This window comes from Micromonospora sp. URMC 105 (assembly GCF_051386295.1).
Taxonomy (GTDB): domain Bacteria; phylum Actinomycetota; class Actinomycetes; order Mycobacteriales; family Micromonosporaceae; genus Micromonospora.
In genome coordinates this window covers 21,180-39,174 of record NZ_JBPQTL010000054.1, presented here as the reverse complement: position 1 = coordinate 39,174, position 17,995 = coordinate 21,180, and the positions used below count along the sequence as shown (strand labels likewise).

The 17,995-nt window shown below is 73.7% G+C and carries 20 protein-coding genes; 12 read left to right on the top strand and 8 right to left on the bottom strand.

Going from position 1 to position 17,995, the window contains the following annotated elements; all coding sequences use genetic code 11:
* The coding region (locus ACSNN7_RS18325; protein WP_436682028.1) for a DUF397 domain-containing protein at positions 1–196 on the bottom strand (196 nt) is incomplete at its 3' end.
* 4 nt (positions 197–200) lie between these two features.
* The gene (locus ACSNN7_RS18320; RefSeq protein ID WP_436682027.1) at positions 201–1,046 is read right to left on the bottom strand and encodes a helix-turn-helix domain-containing protein; all 846 of its coding nucleotides are present in this window, start codon (positions 1,044–1,046) and stop codon (positions 201–203) included.
* A gap of 262 nt (positions 1,047–1,308) precedes the next feature.
* Between ACSNN7_RS18320 and ACSNN7_RS18315 the strand changes: the two genes are divergently transcribed.
* Both ACSNN7_RS18315 and ACSNN7_RS18310 read left to right on the top strand, forming a co-directional pair.
* Positions 1,309–1,542: a hypothetical protein gene (locus ACSNN7_RS18315; protein ID WP_436682026.1), complete on the top strand. Its 234-nt coding sequence runs from the start codon at positions 1,309–1,311 to the stop codon at positions 1,540–1,542.
* Between the two features lie 151 nt (positions 1,543–1,693).
* Positions 1,694–2,791 (top strand): D-alanine--D-alanine ligase family protein, encoded by a 1,098-nt coding sequence (locus tag ACSNN7_RS18310; protein WP_436682025.1) that lies wholly within the window; start codon positions 1,694–1,696, stop codon positions 2,789–2,791.
* A gap of 109 nt (positions 2,792–2,900) precedes the next feature.
* Here ACSNN7_RS18310 and ACSNN7_RS18305 read toward each other — a convergent pair whose 3' ends face one another.
* Together ACSNN7_RS18305 and ACSNN7_RS18300 are read right to left on the bottom strand one after the other, a co-directional pair.
* Positions 2,901–3,563: a DUF3515 family protein gene (locus tag ACSNN7_RS18305; protein ID WP_436682029.1), complete on the bottom strand. Its 663-nt coding sequence runs from the start codon at positions 3,561–3,563 to the stop codon at positions 2,901–2,903.
* 60 nt (positions 3,564–3,623) lie between these two features.
* On the bottom strand, positions 3,624–3,857 hold the full coding sequence (locus ACSNN7_RS18300; protein ID WP_013284547.1) for an Lrp/AsnC ligand binding domain-containing protein: 234 nt from the start codon (positions 3,855–3,857) through the stop codon (positions 3,624–3,626).
* A 122-nt stretch (positions 3,858–3,979) separates the two neighbouring features.
* On the opposite strand from ACSNN7_RS18300, the gene ACSNN7_RS18295 reads away from it, so the two are divergent.
* Positions 3,980–4,918, top strand: coding sequence for a thiamine-phosphate kinase (locus ACSNN7_RS18295; RefSeq protein ID WP_436682024.1), 939 nt, complete (start codon positions 3,980–3,982; stop codon positions 4,916–4,918).
* A 22-nt stretch (positions 4,919–4,940) separates the two neighbouring features.
* Entirely contained in the window at positions 4,941–5,402 is a 462-nt protein-coding gene (locus tag ACSNN7_RS18290; protein ID WP_436682023.1) for a GNAT family N-acetyltransferase, read from the top strand.
* 27 nt (positions 5,403–5,429) lie between these two features.
* Here ACSNN7_RS18290 and ACSNN7_RS18285 read toward each other — a convergent pair whose 3' ends face one another.
* Together ACSNN7_RS18285 and rpmB are read right to left on the bottom strand one after the other, a co-directional pair.
* On the bottom strand, positions 5,430–6,686 hold the full coding sequence (locus tag ACSNN7_RS18285; protein ID WP_436682022.1) for an ATP-grasp domain-containing protein: 1,257 nt from the start codon (positions 6,684–6,686) through the stop codon (positions 5,430–5,432).
* Positions 6,687–6,922: 236 nt separating this feature from the next.
* Complete coding sequence (rpmB, locus tag ACSNN7_RS18280) at positions 6,923–7,114, bottom strand: 50S ribosomal protein L28 (protein ID WP_088963534.1); 192 nt, start codon at positions 7,112–7,114, stop codon at positions 6,923–6,925.
* Positions 7,115–7,418: 304 nt separating this feature from the next.
* Here rpmB and ACSNN7_RS18275 point away from each other — a divergent pair, with 304 nt between their 5' ends.
* Positions 7,419–9,044 carry a DAK2 domain-containing protein gene (locus ACSNN7_RS18275; protein ID WP_436682021.1) on the top strand — a complete coding sequence of 542 codons (1,626 nt, stop codon included), beginning with the start codon at positions 7,419–7,421 and terminating at the stop codon, positions 9,042–9,044.
* Positions 9,041–11,242: an ATP-dependent DNA helicase RecG gene (gene recG, locus ACSNN7_RS18270; RefSeq protein WP_436682020.1), complete on the top strand. Its 2,202-nt coding sequence runs from the start codon at positions 9,041–9,043 to the stop codon at positions 11,240–11,242. Before ACSNN7_RS18275 ends, recG begins: the two co-directional genes overlap by 4 nt.
* A gap of 311 nt (positions 11,243–11,553) precedes the next feature.
* On the opposite strand, the gene ACSNN7_RS18265 is transcribed toward recG, so the two are convergent.
* The gene (locus ACSNN7_RS18265) at positions 11,554–12,495 is read right to left on the bottom strand and encodes a cell wall anchor protein (protein ID WP_436682019.1); all 942 of its coding nucleotides are present in this window, start codon (positions 12,493–12,495) and stop codon (positions 11,554–11,556) included.
* Between the two features lie 304 nt (positions 12,496–12,799).
* Positions 12,800–14,053 (bottom strand): cell wall anchor protein, encoded by a 1,254-nt coding sequence (locus ACSNN7_RS18260; RefSeq protein ID WP_436682018.1) that lies wholly within the window; start codon positions 14,051–14,053, stop codon positions 12,800–12,802.
* A 313-nt stretch (positions 14,054–14,366) separates the two neighbouring features.
* On the opposite strand from ACSNN7_RS18260, the gene rsmD reads away from it, so the two are divergent.
* The 6 genes from rsmD (at position 14,367) to ACSNN7_RS18230 (ending at position 17,991) form a co-directional block, all read left to right on the top strand.
* Complete coding sequence (rsmD, locus tag ACSNN7_RS18255; protein ID WP_436682017.1) at positions 14,367–14,930, top strand: 16S rRNA (guanine(966)-N(2))-methyltransferase RsmD; 564 nt, start codon at positions 14,367–14,369, stop codon at positions 14,928–14,930.
* Positions 14,927–15,415: a pantetheine-phosphate adenylyltransferase gene (coaD, locus tag ACSNN7_RS18250; RefSeq protein ID WP_436682016.1), complete on the top strand. Its 489-nt coding sequence runs from the start codon at positions 14,927–14,929 to the stop codon at positions 15,413–15,415. The genes rsmD and coaD overlap by 4 nt, the downstream gene beginning before the upstream one ends.
* Before the next feature lie 137 nt (positions 15,416–15,552).
* Complete coding sequence (locus ACSNN7_RS18245; protein ID WP_436682015.1) at positions 15,553–16,050, top strand: hypothetical protein; 498 nt, start codon at positions 15,553–15,555, stop codon at positions 16,048–16,050.
* A gap of 110 nt (positions 16,051–16,160) precedes the next feature.
* Positions 16,161–16,724: a YceD family protein gene (locus tag ACSNN7_RS18240; protein WP_436682014.1), complete on the top strand. Its 564-nt coding sequence runs from the start codon at positions 16,161–16,163 to the stop codon at positions 16,722–16,724.
* Between the two features lie 5 nt (positions 16,725–16,729).
* Positions 16,730–16,903, top strand: coding sequence for a 50S ribosomal protein L32 (gene rpmF, locus ACSNN7_RS18235; protein ID WP_088963525.1), 174 nt, complete (start codon positions 16,730–16,732; stop codon positions 16,901–16,903).
* A gap of 116 nt (positions 16,904–17,019) precedes the next feature.
* Entirely contained in the window at positions 17,020–17,991 is a 972-nt protein-coding gene (locus ACSNN7_RS18230) for a phosphate acyltransferase PlsX (protein ID WP_436682013.1), read from the top strand.
* Positions 17,992–17,995 lie beyond the last annotated feature (4 nt).

The following is a 17,995-nucleotide window of genomic DNA, read 5'->3' as shown; positions in this document are numbered from 1 at the left end:
AGACGGGTGGGGCGGTGGTGAAGGCGGCCCAGGCGGTCGGGGGGAAGAGCAGCACCGGGCCGGCCGGGTCCTTGGAGTCGCGGACGGCCACGAGGTCCGGCACGGTTGCCAGCTCCACGCAGGCGCCCTGGTCGCCGCTGTATGTGCTCTTGCGCCAGCTGGCCGTCGCGAGCGCCGCGCTGATCGTCGGTGTCATGGTCCTACCGTCCCTTCGACAGTTGCAGGAGCTGGTCGCGGCTGTCCGCCGGGCTGAGCGCCACGGTCCGCAGGTGTTCCATGATCTTGGTGCAGGTACGCAGGTCACCCGGTCGGTCGAGGACCATCTGCCCGGCGACCGTCTCCACCGAGGCGATGATCGGATCCTCGGGGTCGGCGAACTCCAGGATGTGCAGCGAGCCGCGGGTGCCCCGGTGGTAGCCGGCCGACAGCGGGATGACCTGCACCGTGACGTTGGGCAGCTCGGCCATCTTCAGCAGGTGCTGCAGCTGCCCCTCCATCACCGACCGGTCGCCGACCGGGCGCAGCAGCGCGCCCTCGTCGATGATCGCGTCGAAGATCGGCGGGCCGTCGGCGGTCAGCCGCTGCTGCCGGTCCAGCCGTAGCTTCACCCGCTGCTCGACCTGGTCGTCGCCGAGGGTGTGCGGCCCGCCGCGCATCACGCCCCGGACGTAGTCCGCGGTCTGCAACAGGCCGGGCACCACCGAGGGCTCGAAGTTGGCGATGCCGGTCGCCTCCGCCTCCAGGGCGATGAAGTCGATGGTGCGTTTGTCCAGCAGGTGCGAGTACGGCACCCACCAGCCGGGCTTGCGGGTGTCCTTGGCCAGCTGCACCGCCGCCGCGATGTCGTCCGAGCCGACGCCGTAGAGGCTGAGCAGCGCCCGCACGGTGGCGGGGCTGACCAGCGTCTGCGCGTTCTCGTACCGGGACAGCGTGCTGCGGGTGCTGTTGATCTCGTCGGCGGCGGCCTCGAGGGTCAGGCCGGCGGCCTCACGGTGGGTGCGCAGGGCGATGCCCAGCCGGCGGGCCCGGGCGGTCTTCGGAGCCATGCGTCGATGGTGACATATCTTTCCGGGAACGCGTGCATGAGAGAACGTCGATGAGAGTTGCATTCACGCGTGTGAACCTGTCAATCTGTGATGGCGTCCTCACCAACGGTTGTCGTGGCGACGGCGGTGGTGAGCGACCGGAGGGGATGGGGCGCGTGGCGATCGGGTTTACTCCCCCGTACCCGATCGCCACGTGCCACCCGCGACCGTCCACCGGGAGGACTTCGCCGATGACCGTGACCGGAGACCGGGGCGAGCGGCGATGACCCGCTTCCTCGTGGTGCTCACCGACGTCCGCCCCGTCGAGGGGGAGGTCCGGGACGAGCGACGGGTCCCGGAACGGCGCCGGCAGGTGGTCGGCGCGAGCAGCCGGGAGGCCGCCGACCGGATCGCCGGTGCGTTCATGGCGCTGGGCATGGTGCGGGCCGGACGGCAGCGGGTGAAGGTCATCGCGGTCGGTCGCCGGCACGGTGCGGTCAGCGTCGGGAGCGACTGAATCGACTACGCACCGTATCGGTCCGGGTGACCGTTTGCGAGGGAGGTACGCGTCCTCCCGGGTATCGCCATCGGCGCGCCGCCACCCACAGTAAGGTCGACCGGGTGAGCGCCGCTGGCGGCTCCGCAGTCGCGTACCGAGAGGTGACCCAGTGACCACCCCAGGCAAGACCCGCGTGGCGATCGTCTTCGGCGGCCGCAGCCCCGAACACGGCATCTCCTGCGTCAGCGCCGGCAGCGTCCTCGGCGCACTGGACCCGGACGAGTTCGAGGTGGTGCCGGTGGGCATCACCCGCCAGGGGCAGTGGGTGCTGGCCAGCGGGGACCCGAGCCGGCTCGCCATCAGCGACCGCAAGCTGCCGGAGATCACCGCCGGCTCCGGTGCCGAGGTGGTGCTCCGCGCCGACCCGACCGCCGGTGGCCTGATGGTGCTCGACCCGACCGACGGCCCCCGGGCGCTCGCCGACGTGGACGTGGTCTTCCCGGTGCTGCACGGCGCGTACGGCGAGGACGGCACCATCCAGGGCATGCTGGAGATGGCCGACATCCCGTACGTCGGGGCGAACGTCTTCGCCTCCGCCGCCGCGATGGACAAGGAGTTCACCAAGAAGCTCTGCGCCGCCGAGGGCATCCCGGTCGGTCCGTACGCGGTGCTGCGCAACGGGATGACGCTCAGCGAGCAGGACAAGCAGCGGCTCGGCCTGCCCGTCTTCGTCAAGCCCTCCCGGGCCGGCTCCTCGTTCGGCATCACCAAGGTCGACGACTGGGCGCAGCTCGACGCGGCCGTCGCCACCGCCCGCGAGATCGACACCAAGGTGCTGGTCGAGGGCGCGATCGTCGGCCGCGAGATCGAGTGCGGCGTGCTGGAGGGCGAGGCCGGCGGTGCGCCCGAGGCGTCGGTGCTCGCCGAGGTGCGGGTGGTCTCCGGCCACGACTGGTACGACTTCGAGGCGAAGTACATCGACGACGCCTGCGAGTACGACATCCCCGCCGGGCTGCCGGACGAGGTGACCCGGCAGGTGCAGGAGTACGCCACCCGGGCCTTCACCGCGCTGGACTGCTCCGGCCTGGCCCGGGTCGACTTCTTCGTCACCCCGGAGCTGGACGTCTACCTCAACGAGATCAACACGATGCCCGGCTTCACCCCGACGTCGATGTTCCCGCGCATGTGGGCCGCGGCCGGCCTCGAGTACCCCAAGCTGGTCAACCGCCTCATCCGCACCGCCCTGCACCGCCACGGCTCCCGCTGACGCCCCGCGCCCGGCCCGGCTTTGCCCTCGTACACGGAGAGAGTGGCTGTTCACGCGTGAACAGCCACTCTCTCCGTGAAACTGCGCCCCTGGCGAGGCGGCGGCGGGATCAGGCGGTGCAGCCGGCGGGGGGCCGGCCGCCGGAGGGGACCGAGGCGACGATGGTGTCGGCGATCGGGGCGACCCACTGCAACGGCTGCTCGTACGCGCGCGGCACGGTCACCCGGACCACGGTCTCCCGGTCGACGGTGCTGAGCACGGTGGCGTCCGCCTCCTGGGCGGCGTGCCAGCAGACCTTGTTGACGGTCCAGACCTCGTCGGTCGGGGCGAACGACGGCGCGGCGCCGCCGCAGGCCACCGTCAGCGCCGGGTCGCCGTACGCGGCGTTCTGCTCGGCACCGGCGGTCACCGGCCGCTGGGGCAGGTCCCGCACCGACGGCGGCAGCTGCGACATCAGCGCCCGGCAGACGACGGCCGGGCGGTCGGCCAGCGCCGGGGCGGCCATCTCGACCGGGGTGGTGGACTGTCCGCGGGCGGTGGTGGCGGTGGGGCTGGGCGCGGGGGCCGGGGCGTCCGGCGCCAGCTTGGCGAAGGTGAACCCGGCCACGGCCACCGTCACCGGCAGCGCGACCAGGGTGGCGAGCAGCGCGGCCCGGCGGGTCGAACGGTCCCAGGCCGGCTTACCGGCGGCGGACGGCGCGGCCGGCTTCTTCGCGGCCGGTCCGGCCGGCTTCCCGGCCTTGGCCGCAGCGGTGGGTCCGGCCGGCTTCATGGCCGTGGTCGGTTCGGCCGGCTCGGCGCCGGCGGTCGGGGAGGAAGTGATCTCGTCCACTTACAGGCGCACCACCGAACACGTGAGGGTGCGGGTGATGCCGGGCACCATCTGCACCTTGCTGACGATGAGTTTGCCGAGCTCGTCGACGGTGTTCGCCTCGGTGAGCACCACCACGTCGTACGGCCCGGTGACGGCGTCGACTCGTACCACGCCGGCAAGGTCCGCGATCAGCCCGGCCACGTCACGTGCCCGGCCGACCTCCGTCTGGATGAGGATGTACGCCTGTACCACGACTCGACCTCCGTCCGTCGCCGCCCGCGGGCGGCCCGAAGGGTGAAACTACCTTACGGAGCAGGCGTGATCCCTATCGGTGGTCGAGAGGAAGCAGTGAGCGAGCGCGGCGAGGGAGTGGCATGAGTGTCGCGGGTGTCGGGGAGTTCGGCCTGATCGACCGGGTGACCGCGCGGCTGACGTACGGGCCGGGCTGCCTGCTCGGCCCGGGCGACGACGCCGCGGTGGTGGCCGCCCCGGACGGGCGGGTGGCCGCGTCGACGGACGTGCTGGTCGAGGGACGGCACTTCCGGCGGGACTGGTCCGGCGCGCGGGACGTCGGGCACCGGGCGGCGGCGGCCAACCTGGCCGACATCGCCGCGATGGGCGCCACCCCCACCGCGCTGCTGGTCGCCCTCTGCATGCCGGCGAACCTGGAGACGGCCTGGGCGGAGGAGCTGGCCGACGGACTGGCCGCCGAGGCGGCCAAGGTCGGGGCGAGCGTGGTGGGCGGGGACATGTCCGCCAGCCCCACCCTGACCATCGCGGTCACCGCCCTTGGTGACCTCGGCGGCCGGGCACCGGTGCTGCGTTCCGGGGCGCGGCCGGGGGACGTGGTCGCGGTGGCCGGGCGTAGCGGCTGGGCGGCGGCCGGGCTGACCGTGCTCTCCCGGGGGTTCCGCACGCCTCGGCTGCTGGTCGAGGCGTACCGGCGGCCGGAGGTGCCCTACGCGGCCGGCCCGCACGCCGCCCGGCTCGGTGCCACCGCCATGATCGACGTCTCGGACGGGCTGCTGGCCGACCTGGGGCACGTGGCGAAGGCCAGCGGGGTCGGCGTCGACGTGCACCGGGACGCCTTCGAGGTGCCCCGCCAGATGCGCGACGCCGCGCAGGCGCTCGGCGTCGACCCGTACTCGTGGATCCTCGGCGGTGGCGACGACCACGCGCTGCTGGCGACCTTTCCCCGGTCGGTGGCCCTGCCCGAGGAGTGGCGGCCGGTGGGCCGGGTGGTGGAGGGCGCGGGCGTCACCGTCGACGGTGAGAAGTACGACGGTCCGGCCGGCTGGGACCACTTCCGGTAAGGAGTGGTCGTACCCTTTGCCCGTGAGTGAGATCGAGATCCGCCCGCTGGCCTTCGACTCGCCGGTGGCGCGGTCGCTGATCAGCGCGGCCCTGGCCGACCTCGGCCAACGGTACGGCGGCAGCGGCGACGACACGCCGGTCGACGCGGGCGAGTTCGTCCCACCGCAGGGCGCCTTCCTCGTCGCCTACCTCGACGGCGAACCGGTCGGGTGCGGCGGCTGGCGCAGCCACGGCGACGACACCGCCGAGCTGAAGCGGATGTACACCGCCCCGGCGGCCCGGGGGCGCGGGGTGGCCCGCGCGGTGCTGGCCGCGGTCGAGGAGTCCGCCCGCTACCACGGGCGCAAGCGGATGATCCTGGAGTGCGGCGACCGGCAGCCCGAGGCGATTGCGATGTACACCTCGGCCGGCTACGAGCGGATCCCCAACTTCGGCTTCTACGCCGACGCGCCGGGCTGCCTCTCCTTCGGCCGTACCCTCTGACCCGCCCACGGCCCGGCGGGGCCGGTCTCAGCCGACGCTGATCTGCACCAGTCCGGCCGCGTGCCGGGCGGCCCGGGTCGCCTCGGCGGGGTCGTCGCCCCAGGTCAGCACCAGGCCGCTGCGGCGGGCCGAGGAGACGATCTCGCCGACGGTGTCGCCGACCGCGACGTCCACCTGCGCGCGCAGCACCCCCGGCGCCCGCAGCGCGGCGCGCACCCCGGTCACGGCGGCCACCGTCCCCGGCGGGGCGAGCAGGAACTCCACCGCCGCCGCGCCGGCCGGCCGGGCCGGCAACACGGGCCGCTCGCCGCGCAGCAGGCGCAGGTACGCGGCGATGAACCCGCACTCGTACGCGACCGAGACCAGCGCGGCGATCATGTCCCCGGGCAGCCGGGCGGCGCACTCCACCAGGGTCGGCACTCCGTCGGCGACGATCCACTCGCTGTGCAGCACCCCGGTGCGGAAACCGGCCGCCGCCGCCAGCCGGGTGGCGACCTCGACCAGGTCCGCCCGGTCGGGCGGGGAGAGCACGGACGGCACGGTGTGGCCGGTCTCGACCGGTCGGGGACCGGGCAGCACCCGCTTGTCGGTGACGTTGGCGAAGCACACCTCCCCGTCGGCGACCAGCAGCTCGACGCTGTACTCGGGGCCGACGAGGAGCTGCTCGACCAGCACCTCGGTGGGCAGGCCCCGGTCGGTGGCCTCGGGCGGGGACTCCGGCGCGGCGGTGGCCGCCCAGGCACCGGCGATCGCCGCCGGTTCGGTGATCACCTGCACGCCCAGGCTGCCCGAGCGCCGGGTCGGTTTGAGCACGCAGCGGCCGCCGAAGCGGTCCGCGAAGGCCGCCGCCCGCTCGGGCGTGCCGACGAGTTCGTACGCCGGGTTGGGCAGCCCGGCCTCCGCCGCGACCTGCCGCATCCGGTGCTTGTCGCAGAAGACCTCGGCGGCCCGCGGGCCGGCGCCGGGCAGGCCGAGCCGGTCGGCGAGCCGGGCGGCGGCCGTGACGGCGTACTCGATCCCGGGCACCACCAGCCGGGCGCCGGCCAGCCCCGGCTCGCGGGCCAGCAGCGCCTCGACGTCCAGGCCGGTCTGGTACTCGGCGGGCACCACCCGGGAGACGACGGGCAGACCCGCCACGAGCGCCGCGACGTCCCGGCGGCGGATGACGTCGGGCTCCTCGACCAGCACCACGGCACCGGGCGGGAGCTGCTCGTCGAGCCAGTGCAGCATGCCGGGCGCCGCGCCGATGAAGATCAGCTCGTCGCGGTCGAGGTCAAGGTCCACCGGTCCGGTCCTCCGTGCGGCGCCGATGCCCGAACCGGTCGGTTCAGGCTGCGCAGGCAGACCGTAGCCGGACCCCCGGAGTGGGTCGAGAGTGTCGTCGGGGACCTGTCACCCCGCGCGGGGCGGGACGGATCGGGATCGCCGGACGAGGTCGAAACGGACCCGGACACGACAGAACCGGCGGACCGTGACGGCCCGCCGGTGCTGGCGTTCTTCGAGCTGGAGGCGTTACCGCGTCAGGCGCGGGTCACCTTGCCGGCCTTGATGCACGAGGTGCAGACCTGCATCTTCTTGGTGTTGCCGCCACCGGCCGGAGTACGCACCGACTGGATGTTCGGGTTCCAGCGGCGGTTGGTCCGCCGGTGCGAGTGGGACACGTTGTGGCCGAAGCCCGGTCCCTTGCCACAGACGTCGCACACGCTAGCCACGGGATACTCCTGGGATTGATACGTTCATGAGGTCGCCGGCAAGGCTCTGCCCGGGCAACCCGGCCAGGTTACCCGATGACCGGGGTGACCAACCAACCGCCCCGACCGGAGCGGCCCGAAGTGAGGCGGGCCACCGTCGTGGACGCCCGCTCAGTCCGTCCCCCGGTGGAAGCCGACAGGGGGACGCCCCACGAGTCTAGCTCGCCGGAGCCGCCGGGCTCACCCGCCACCGTCGCGGGGGACACGCCGGGGCGTACCGGCCGGCCCCGGGCGGGTGTCGGTGCGCGACAGTAGGCTTCTGGCCGTGCTGGACACCCTCGACGCCGCCGCGGTGCGCCGCTGGTGCGCGGGTGGGCTGACCGCACTGCGGCGCCACCAGGGCGAGATCGACGACCTGAACGTCTACCCCGTCCCCGACGGCGACACCGGCACCAACATGGTGCTCACCCTCACCTCCGCCCAGCAGGCGCTGGCGATGGATCTCGGCACCCTCCCCGGCGACGGGCCCACCGCGCACGGGCACGCGCTGCGGCTGATGGCGCGGGGCGCGCTGCTCGGCGCCCGGGGCAACTCCGGGGTGATCCTGTCGCAGATCCTGCGGGGCCTGGCCGACGCGCTCGCCGCCGTCCCGGCCGTCGGCGGGCGCGAGCTGGCCACCGCGCTGCGTGCCGCCGCCACGGCGGCGTACGCGGCGGTCGCCCGCCCGGTGGAGGGGACGGTGCTCACCGTCGTGGCCGCGGCGGCCACCGCCGCCGAACAGGCCGACAGCGACGACCTGCGCACGGTCGCCCGGGCGGCGGCGGGGGAGGCGGTCCGTGCCCTGGCCCGCACCCCGGAGCAGCTGCCCGAGCTGGCCCGGGCCGGTGTCGTCGACGCCGGCGGCCGGGGGCTCTGCCTGCTGCTCGACGCGCTGGTCGAGGTGATCACCGGGGAGAGCCCACCCCGGCCGGCGCCGGTGACCCGCACGGTCCGCCCGCCGCTCACCACCGTCCGCGAGGCCGGCTCCGCGGAGTACGCGTACGAGGTGCAGTTCCTGCTCGACGCCGACCACGAGGCGGTGGCCCGGATGCGCGCCGAACTGGCCACGCTGGGCGACTCGCTGGTGGTGGTCGGCGACGGCGCCGCACCGGCGTCCTCCACCACCTGGAACGTGCACGTGCACGTCAACGACGTCGGCGCCGCGATCGAGGCGGGCGTGGTCGCGGGCCGGCCGTACCGGATCTCGGTGACCCGCTTCGCCGACCAGACCGCGCCGGCCCCCCGGCCCGGTCCGTCGGTCGACGGACGGGCGGCCGTGGTGGTCGCGGCCGGTGCGGGCATCGCGGAGCTCTTCGCCGGCGAGGGCGCCACCGTGGTGCCGGGCAACCCGTCCACCGGCGAGCTGCTGGACGCGATCCGCGCCACCGACGCGGCCCGCGTGGTGGTGCTTCCCAACGACCCGAACACCCAGGCCGTGGCGAGCGCCGCCGCGAAGGAGGCGCACCGGCTGGGGATCAAGGTCAGCGTGGTGCCGACCCGCTCGCCGGTGCAGGCGCTGGCCGCGCTCGCGGTGCGCGACCCCAGGCGACGCTTCGAGGACGACGTCATCGCGATGGCCGAGGCCGCCGGGGCCTGCCGGTACGCCGAGGTGTGCCACGCCAGCCGTGAGGCGTTGACCGTGGCCGGCCCCTGCCGCCCGGGTGACGTGCTGGCGCTGGTCGAGGGGGAGGTGCACCTGATCGGCGCCGACCTGGTCGACACCTGTGCCGCCGTGGTCGACCGGATGCTGGGCGGCGGCGGCGAGCTGGTCACCCTGCTCACCGGCGTGGACGCCCCGGACGGTCTCGCCGAGGCGGTCCGCGCGCACGTCGGCCGGCGCTGGCCGTTCGTCGAGGTGCAGGCGTACCCGGGCGGCCAGCCGCACTATCCGCTCCTGGTGGGGGTCGAATGACGTCCGAGCCGTCCACGGTGGACACGCCGCTGAAGAAGCTGGTCGGGGAGAAGACGGCCAAGGCCCTGGCCGCCCATCTCGACCTGCACACCGCCGGCGACCTGATCTACCACTTCCCCCGCCGGTACGACGAGCGCGGCGAGCACACCGACATCCGCTCCCTGGACGTGGGGGAGCAGGTCACCGTGCTGGCCCAGGTGCAGCGCACCGCGGTACGGCCGATGCGCCAGCGCCGGGGCAACCTGCTGGAGGTGACCGTCGGCGACGGCTCCGGCGGCGTACTCACCCTGACCTTCTTCGGCAACCAGGCGTGGCGGGAACGGGAGCTGCGCCCCGGGCGGTGGGGGCTCTTCGCCGGCAAGGTCACCGAGTTCCGGGGCAAGCGGCAGCTCAACGGCCCGGAGTACCAGCTCCTCGGGGATTCGACCGACGGCGAGGCGGCGGCCAGCGAGGAGATCGAGGAGTTCGCCGGTGCGCTGATCCCGGTCTACCCGGCCGCCGCGGCCGTACCGACCTGGGTGATCGCCCGCTGCGTCCGGGTGGTGCTGGACACCTTCACCCCGCCGGACGACCCGCTGCCGGCGACCGTACGGGCCGGGCGCAACCTGGTCGGCATCGGCACCGCGCTCCGGGAGATCCACCGCCCGTCCAGCAAGGAGGAGCTGTACCGGGCGCGCCATCGGCTCAAGTGGGACGAGGCGTTCGCCGTGCAGCTCACCCTGGTCCAGCGTAAGCACCGGGCCGCGTCCTGGCCGGCCCGGCCCCGCCCGCCGAAGCCCGGCGGTCTGCTCGACGCGTTCGACGCCCGGCTGCCGTACGAGTTGACGCCCGGCCAGCGGGAGGTGGGCGTCGAGATCGCCGCCGACCTGGCCACCCCGCACCCCATGCACCGGTTGTTGCAGGGCGAGGTGGGTTCCGGCAAGACGGTGGTGGCGCTGCGGGCCATGCTCCAGGTGGTCGACGCAGGCGGCCAGGCGGCGCTGCTCGCCCCGACCGAGGTGCTCGCCGCGCAGCACCACCGGGGCATGCTCGACCTGCTCGGGCCGCTGGCGATGGCCGGTGAGCTGGGCGCGGCCGACGACGCGACCCGGGTGGAGCTGGTCACCGGTTCGCTCGGGGCGGCGGCCCGGCGACGGGCCCTGGCCGAGGTCGCCGAAGGGCGGGCCGGCATCGTGCTCGGCACCCACGCCCTGCTCTACGAGGGGGTGGACTTCGCCGACCTCGGCCTGGTGGTGGTCGACGAGCAGCACCGCTTCGGCGTCGAGCAGCGCGACGCGCTGCGCGCCAAGGCCGACCAGCCGCCGCACGTGCTGGTGATGACGGCGACCCCGATCCCGCGCACGGTCGCGATGACGGTCTACGGCGACCTGGAGACCTCCACCCTGTCCCAGCTGCCACAGGGCCGCTCGCCGATCGCCTCACACGTGGTGCCGGCGGCGGAGAAGCCGGCCTTCCTGGACCGGGCCTGGCGCCGGCTGCGCGAGGAGGTCGCCGCCGGCCACCAGGCGTACGTGGTGTGCCCGCGCATTGGGGAGGGGCCGGCGAGCGAGGAGGAGCCGCCCCGGGAGGACGACAACGGGCGACGGCCGCCGCTGGCCGTGACCGAGGTAGCGCCGCTGCTCGCCGAGGGGCCGCTGCACGGGCTGCGGATCGGTGTCCTGCACGGCAAGCTGCCCGCCGACGAGAAGGACGCGGTGATGCGGTCCTTCGCCGACGGCAATATCGACGTGCTGGTCGCCACCACGGTGGTCGAGGTCGGCGTCAACGTGCCCAACGCCACCGTGATGATCGTGCTGGACGCCGACCGGTTCGGCGTCTCCCAGCTGCACCAGTTGCGGGGCCGGGTGGGCCGGGGCACCGCCCCCGGGCTCTGCCTGCTGGTGAGCGAGGCGGCCGAGGGGTCCTCGGCCCGGGAACGCCTGGACGCGGTGGCCTCCACGACGGACGGTTTCAAGCTGGCCGAGCTGGACCTGGAACAGCGCCGGGAGGGCGACGTGCTCGGTGCCACCCAGTCCGGCCGCCGCTCGCACCTGCGACTGCTGTCGCTGCTGCGCGACGCCGACCTGATCCGCGACGCCCGCGCCGAGGCGATCGCCCTGGTCGAGGAGGACCCGGAGCTGGCACGGCATCCGGCCCTGGCCGCGTCGGTGGCCGCGCTGGTGGACGAGGAACGCGCGGAGTACCTGGAGAAGGGCTGACCGACTGAGGCTTCGGCGTTGCCGCGAGTGTCGGTCGTGCTCCCTGCAAATCTGATGACGTAGATGATTCACGGCGCCGGGTCGCCCGCTTCGCCTGTCGGTCGTGCGGCCGGTGGAGCTGATGACGTGGATGATTCACGTCATCAGGTCCACAGGACGCGCAGGCGGGAAATGCGCCCTGCACCACTGCGGACGCCGCCAGCTGAGCGTCGGCCGGGTCCCGTCGCGGATCGGACCAGAGAGGGGCGGGAACGGCGCGAGGGCGCGCCGACCGGTCGGTCGACGCGCCCTCGGCTTCAGGCAGGTGGTGCTCAGGCGGTGAAGCGCACCCGGCGGCGGCGGGCGACCACGAACAGGATCGCGCCCGCGGCCAGCAGCACGACGGCGCCGGCGGCGATGCCACCGGTGGCGGCGCCGGTGACCGGAAGGCCACCACCGGAACCCTCGTCACACTTCTTCGGCTGGGTGTACTCGATGGTCTCGGAGCCCTCGACCACGTCGTAGGAGACGGTGACCTTCAGGCCGGCGTACGCGTCGAAGGTGACCGAGCTGGTCTTGCCCGGGGTGGACTCGAGCTTCTTGGTGACGCCCTTCTCGGTCTTGAACGTGGCGGTGAAGGGGATGCCCTTCGCCGGGTTCTCCACGATGAAGGTCATCTCGTCGCAGGTCTCCTCGAGCCGGAACACCGGCTCCTCCGGCGCGCTCGGGGTGCTCGACGGGGTCGCGGTCGGGCTGGTGCTCGACGGCGACGGGGTGACCTCGGGGGACTTGGTCGGCTCCGGAGTCTTCGTCGGCTCCGGGCTGGACGGAGACGGCGACGGCGACTCGGCCGGGGTGCAGTCGCCGGCGGGCTGCGCGGTGACGGTGCGCTCCTCGGTGATGATCCGGTCGCCCCGGTCCCACCGGGCCTCGACGGTCAGCTTCAGCTCGGGCAGCGCGCCGGTGAAGGTGTTCGCCTGGGTGCCGGTCAGCACCCCCTCGCCCTTCTTCGGCAGCTGGGCGTTCAGCGCCAGCGCGCCGGTGACGTCACCCGGCACCGTCGAGACGAGCTTGGTGATGGTGGCGGGGAGGTCGCTCTCGCTGTTGCCCACGGTCCAGTTGACGGTGACCTTGCCGTCCGGTGCGGCGCAGTAGGTGCCCGACGGCTCGGGGTGGTGGGCCATCGCGGGGCCGGCGACCGTCGCGACGCCGGCGAGGCCGATCAGCGTGCCGGCGGCGATCGCCGCGACGCGCCGGAACTTCAGGCGGTTCACGTGTACTCCTGACGGGGGGAGGTGCGTGGGGTGTGCGGCCGGGAGGCGGGAGCCGGCGGGACCGAGGGGTCGTGGCTCAGCGCGGCCTCCTCGGGCCACGGCGCGTCCGCGCGAGCGTACGCGCCGGGTGACTGTACCGACGGGTAGTGGACGTTCCCGAAGCCGGCGGCCGTTGTTGCCGTTTCGAGATCATCGATACACCGACGGTCACCGGACGACTGCAAATCGGTCCATGGTGGACGAGAGGTATGCAAAGGGCGCGCCGACCGGTGGAGTCGGCGCGCCCTCACGGGACCACAGTGGATCAGGCGGTGAAGCGGATCCGTCGGCGTCGGGCCATGACGAAGAGCACCGCGCCGGCCGCCAGCAGGGCGAGCGCGCCCGCGGCGATACCGCCGGCCGCCGCACCGGTCACCGGCAGGCCCTCGCCGGGCTCACCGCCGCCCGTGCCGCCCTCGTCGCAGTCCTTCGGCTGCTCCCAGGCCAATGGCCCGCCGGAGTCGTGGTCGCCGGTGACGGTGACGGTGAGGCCCTTGCCGGCCTTGAAGCTGACCGACCCGCTCCGGCCCGGCTCGACCGTCAGCGTCTTCGCCTCGCCCTTGCTCGGGGTGAAGGTCGAGGTGAGGGTGGCGCCGTCCTCCGGGTTGCTGATCCGGAAGGTCATCGCGTCGCAGGTCGACTCGTAGTCGGCGCGCGGGGCGCCGACCGTGGGCTGCCGGCAGTCCTCGGGCTTCTCCCAGTCGCCGGTGAAGTCCGGCATGCCCTTGGCGGTCACGGTGACCTTCTGCGCCTGCCCGGGGGTGAGCTTCCGGGTCTCGATCTTGCGCAGGGGGACGGTGACGGTCTCGGTGAAGCCGCCGCTGCCGGTGACGGTGAAGGTGGTCGCCGCGTTGCCGTTCCGGTTGACCAGGGTCAGCTCGACGCCGCCCTCGCAGTCGGACTCGGCGATCACCTCCGGGGCCGCCGAGCAGGTGCTCGCGCCGCCGTTGTGCCAGGCCTGCGGCCCGGTGGACCGGGCGCCGATGCCCGACGAGCTGCCGACCTTGCGGTCGCCGTACCGGTCGCTGGTGTCGGTCAGCGGGTCGATGACGGTGCTGCCGAAGACGAAGTCGACCTGGGTGTAGCAGTTCGGCACCTCGACCTGGAACTTGAGGGTGGCCACGCCCAGCTCACCGGCGGCCACGCCGACGAACTTCTCGACCGACTTGCCGAGCACGTACTGCGGCACGGCGAACTTCGCCGACGGCGCCACGTACGACACCAGGGCCAGCTCCTGCTCCTCGCCCTGGCAGAGCGGGCCGTTGGTGAGGGTGATCGAGGCCTCGCCCTTCGGCCCGTCGAAGGTGTGCGTGTACCTCGCGTCGGCGGCCTTGACGCAGTCCGGCGCCGGCTGGGCCGGCGTGCTCGGCGAGGCGGTCACGGTCGGGGAGGCCGACGGCGAGGGCGACGTGTTGGTGGCGCTCGCCGGCGCCGTGAAGGCGAACGCCGTGGCGAGGCCGGCCAGCGTGGCGGCGGCCACGGTGAGCGGTCGCCGGGGCGACAGCTGGGGACGGATCACGCGTACTCCCGGGGTGAAGAAGCGTCAGGGTGCGGCGTGGGGTGGCGGTGCTCTGGTCGTGGTCGCATGCGGCACGTTCCGCGACGGCGCGCTCCCCGCGCCCGGCGGCCGGCGGAGCGTCGCCGGCACCCGGCCGACCCTAGTGGGATCACCATCCGCGTCACAGCGCACAGGATCGGCTAAGAATGATGTTATGAATCTGAGATCATTGATGTACCCCTCGTGATCATCCAGGCACCCGCCCGGGACGCACCGTGTCGGCCGGGCCGGGCCGCCCGTCGCGTAGCGTCATCGTCATGAGCAGGGGGAGACCGTGACCCGGATCGTCGCCGGCACGCTCGGCGGACGGCGGATCGCCGCGCCGCCCGGCGCCGGCACCCGACCCACCTCCGACCGGGTCCGCGAGGCGTTGTTCAGCGCGGTGCAGGCCGAGATCGACCTGGTCGGCGCCCGCTTCGCCGACCTGTACGCCGGCTCCGGCGCGGTCGGGCTGGAGGCGCTCTCCCGGGGCGCCGAGCACGTGCTGCTGGTCGAGTCCGACCCGCGGGCGGCCCGCGTGATCAGGGAGAACGTCGCCGCACTCCGGGCCACGCCGGCCGCCCGGCTGGTCACCGGCAAGGTGGCCGGCGTGCTCGCGGCCGGCCCCGGCGGCGAGCCGTACGACGTGGTCTTCGCCGACCCGCCGTACGCGGTGCCCGACGCCGAGATCACCGCGATGCTGGCCGCCCTGGTGGAGCACGACTGGCTGGCCCCCGGCGCCCTGGTGGTGGTGGAACGCTCCAGCCGCACCGGCCCCGTCGAGTGGGTGCAGGGCGTCACCGCCGAGCGCAGTCGCCGTTACGGCGAGACCACGCTTTGGTACGGTCGCCGATCATGAGACGTGCGGTGTGTCCCGGCTCGTTCGACCCGGTCACCAACGGACACCTCGACATCATCGGACGGGCCAGCCGGCTCTTCGACGAGGTGATCGTCGGCGTGCTGGTGAACCAGTCGAAGAGCGGCCTGTTCACCGTCGAGGAGCGGATCGACATGCTCCGCGAGGTGACCTCCTCGTACGAGAACGTCCGCGTCGAGTCGTTCCGTGGCCTGCTGGTCGACTTCTGCCGGGCGCAGGAGGCCAGCGTGCTGATCAAGGGCCTGCGGGCGGTCAGCGACTTCGACTACGAGTTGCAGATGGCCCAGATGAACATCGGTCTCGCCGGGGTCGAGACGCTGTTCATGCCGACCAACCCGCTCTACTCGTTCCTCTCCTCCAGCCTGGTCAAGGACGTGGCGAAGTGGGGTGGCGACATCTCCGCGCACGTGCCCGACCGGGTCCGCGCCGAGCTCCAGGCCCGCCTCGGTCCGTCCGCCCGCGGCTGACCCGCTCCCGGCGCCACGCGACGCGCCGGGGCGGATGGGGCGAGGCTCGCCCGCACACGACATCATGAGTGGAGCGGGAATCCGGCCGTAGCCCGCATCATGTAGGTCGGCCGACGAACGACAGGAGTGAGGTACCGGTGGACCCGCTCGATCGCATCGACGAACTGATCGCCATGGTGGAGCAGGCCCGCTCCGTCCCGATGTCGCGGAACAACTGCATGGTCGACCGGGGCGAGATGATCGCGGCCCTGGACGAGCTGCGCGGCGAACTCCCCGCCGACCTGCGCCGCGCCGCCGCCCTCCTCGAGGAGCGGGACAAGATCATGGAGGCCGGCAAGCGGGAGGCCGACCGGATCATCAGCGAGGGTGAGGCGGAACACGCCCGCCTGGTGTCGGTGAACGAGATCACCGTCTCGGCGGAGCACGAGGGGGCCCGGATCATCGCCGAGGCCCGGGCCGAGGCGCAGCGGCTGCGCGACGAGGTCGACGACTACGTCGACACCGCCCTGGCCAACTTCGAGCAGTTCCTCACCCGGGCCCTGGCCTCGATAGAGCGTGGCCGGGACAAGATGCACGCGCTGCGGGAGATCGGCACCTTCGGTGGGGACGAGGCGGAACGCCCGCTACCCTTTTGAGCGGCACCTCATCGCACCGACACACAGGTCGGGCGCCGCCCCCGGTTCGACGGTGGGGCGGTCGCCCAGGTAACCTTTTTTGTCGGCCTCTCACCGGCCGGAGTCTGACTATGCCCAAACACTCGCCATCGACACTCAACCCCAGGTCGCCGCTGGTCCTCGACACGAGGGACCTGCCGCGCCGCCCTGGCGCGTTGCGTACGGTCAAGCGGGTCGCCCCGGCACCGGCGGACCTCGGCGTGGAGTTGATCGGCGTGCCGGAGGGCGCGGACCTCGACCTCGACCTGAGGCTGGAGTCGGTGTCCGAGGGCGTGCTCGTCTCCGGGACCATCAGTGGTCCGGTCCAGGGCGAGTGCGGCCGGTGCCTGCGCCAGATCAACGACTCGGTGGTCGTGAACGTCCAGGAGCTGTACGCGTACGAGAACAGCGCCACGGACGAGACGACCGACGAGGACGAGGTGGGCCGGATGCAGGGCGATCTGATCGACCTGGAGCCGGCGCTGCGGGACGCGGTGGTGCTGACGCTGCCGACGAACCCGCTCTGCCGGGAGGACTGCCCAGGACTGTGCCCCGAGTGCGGGGTGCACTGGGACGATCTGCCGGCCGACCACAGCCACCAGCAGATCGACCCGCGTTGGGCGGGCCTGTCGCAACTGAACCGTACAGAGGAGTAGGAACCGTGGCCGTCCCGAAGCGCAAGATGTCGCGCAGCAACACCCGGTCCCGCCGGGCGAACTGGAAGGCGGCCGTGGTCGCGACCGTGGCCTGCCCGCAGTGCAAGTCGGCCAAGCTGCCGCACGCCGCGTGCTCCGTCTGCGGCACGTACAACGGCCGCCAGGTCCTCGAGGTCTGAGACCTGGACGCCGAGTGACGCCCCCGACCACGGGTCGGGTGGCGCGCGCACCCTGGCGATCGCCCGGTGCCCCGGCTCCCTCCGACGCCGGCCGGCCCGCTCCGGCCGGCGTTTCGATGGAGCCGGGCACCGCGCGGATCGCCGTTGACCTCCTCGGCGGGGACGACGCCCCCGCCGTCGTGGTTGACGGCGCTCTGCGAGCCGTACGCGCCGATCCGGACCTGCACCTGCTGCTCGTCGGCCCGACCGAGGTCGCGGCCGCGCTGATCGACGCCCTCACCCCGGAGCAGCGCGCCCGGACCACGCTGCGCCCGGTGCGGGCCGCCGCCGGCCCGGCGCACCACGCGCCGCGCGCCGACAGCACCGTCCGCGCGGCCGTCGCCGCCGTCCGCGACGGCGCCGCCGACGCGCTGGTCTCCGCCGGTTCGACCGGCGCCACCGTCTCCGCCGCCGCGCTCGGCTTCGGCCGCTGGGCCGACGTCCGCCGGCCGGCCCTGGTGGCCACCCTGCCGGCCGTCGCCGGCCCGGTGGTCCTGCTCGACGTCGGCGGCTCCCTGGAACCCCGCCCGCTCACCCTGGCCCGGCACGCCGTGCTCGGCGCCGCCTACGCCGCGCTCACCCACGCCGTCGACCGGCCCCGGGTGGGCCTGCTGTCGGTGGGCACGGAGGCCGGCAAGGGCGACCGTCCCCGCAAGGCCGCCGACGCCCTGCTCGCTGCCGCGTCGCTGCCCTGCGGGGCGCGCTACGTCGGCCTGGTCGAGGGGTACGACGTCTCCCTCGGCGAGCGCGCCGACGTCGTCGTCACCGACGGGTTCACCGGTAACGTGCTGCTCAAGGCGATCGAGGGCGCGTACGCGATGGCCGGTGGCCCGCCCGCCGGCGGCGGCACCCCCCGGGCGGCGGCCCTGCTCGGGGTGGCCGGGACGGTGGTGGTCTGTCACGGCGCCGCCGGGGCCGACGACGTCGCCTCCGGTATCGCCCTCGCCGCCCAGCTGTGGCGGCGGGGCACCAGTGAGCGGGTCCGCGCGCTGCTCGACGGCGCCGTCTCCTCGCCGGTCGGTGACCGCACCGAGGACGTACGACCGTGAGCGC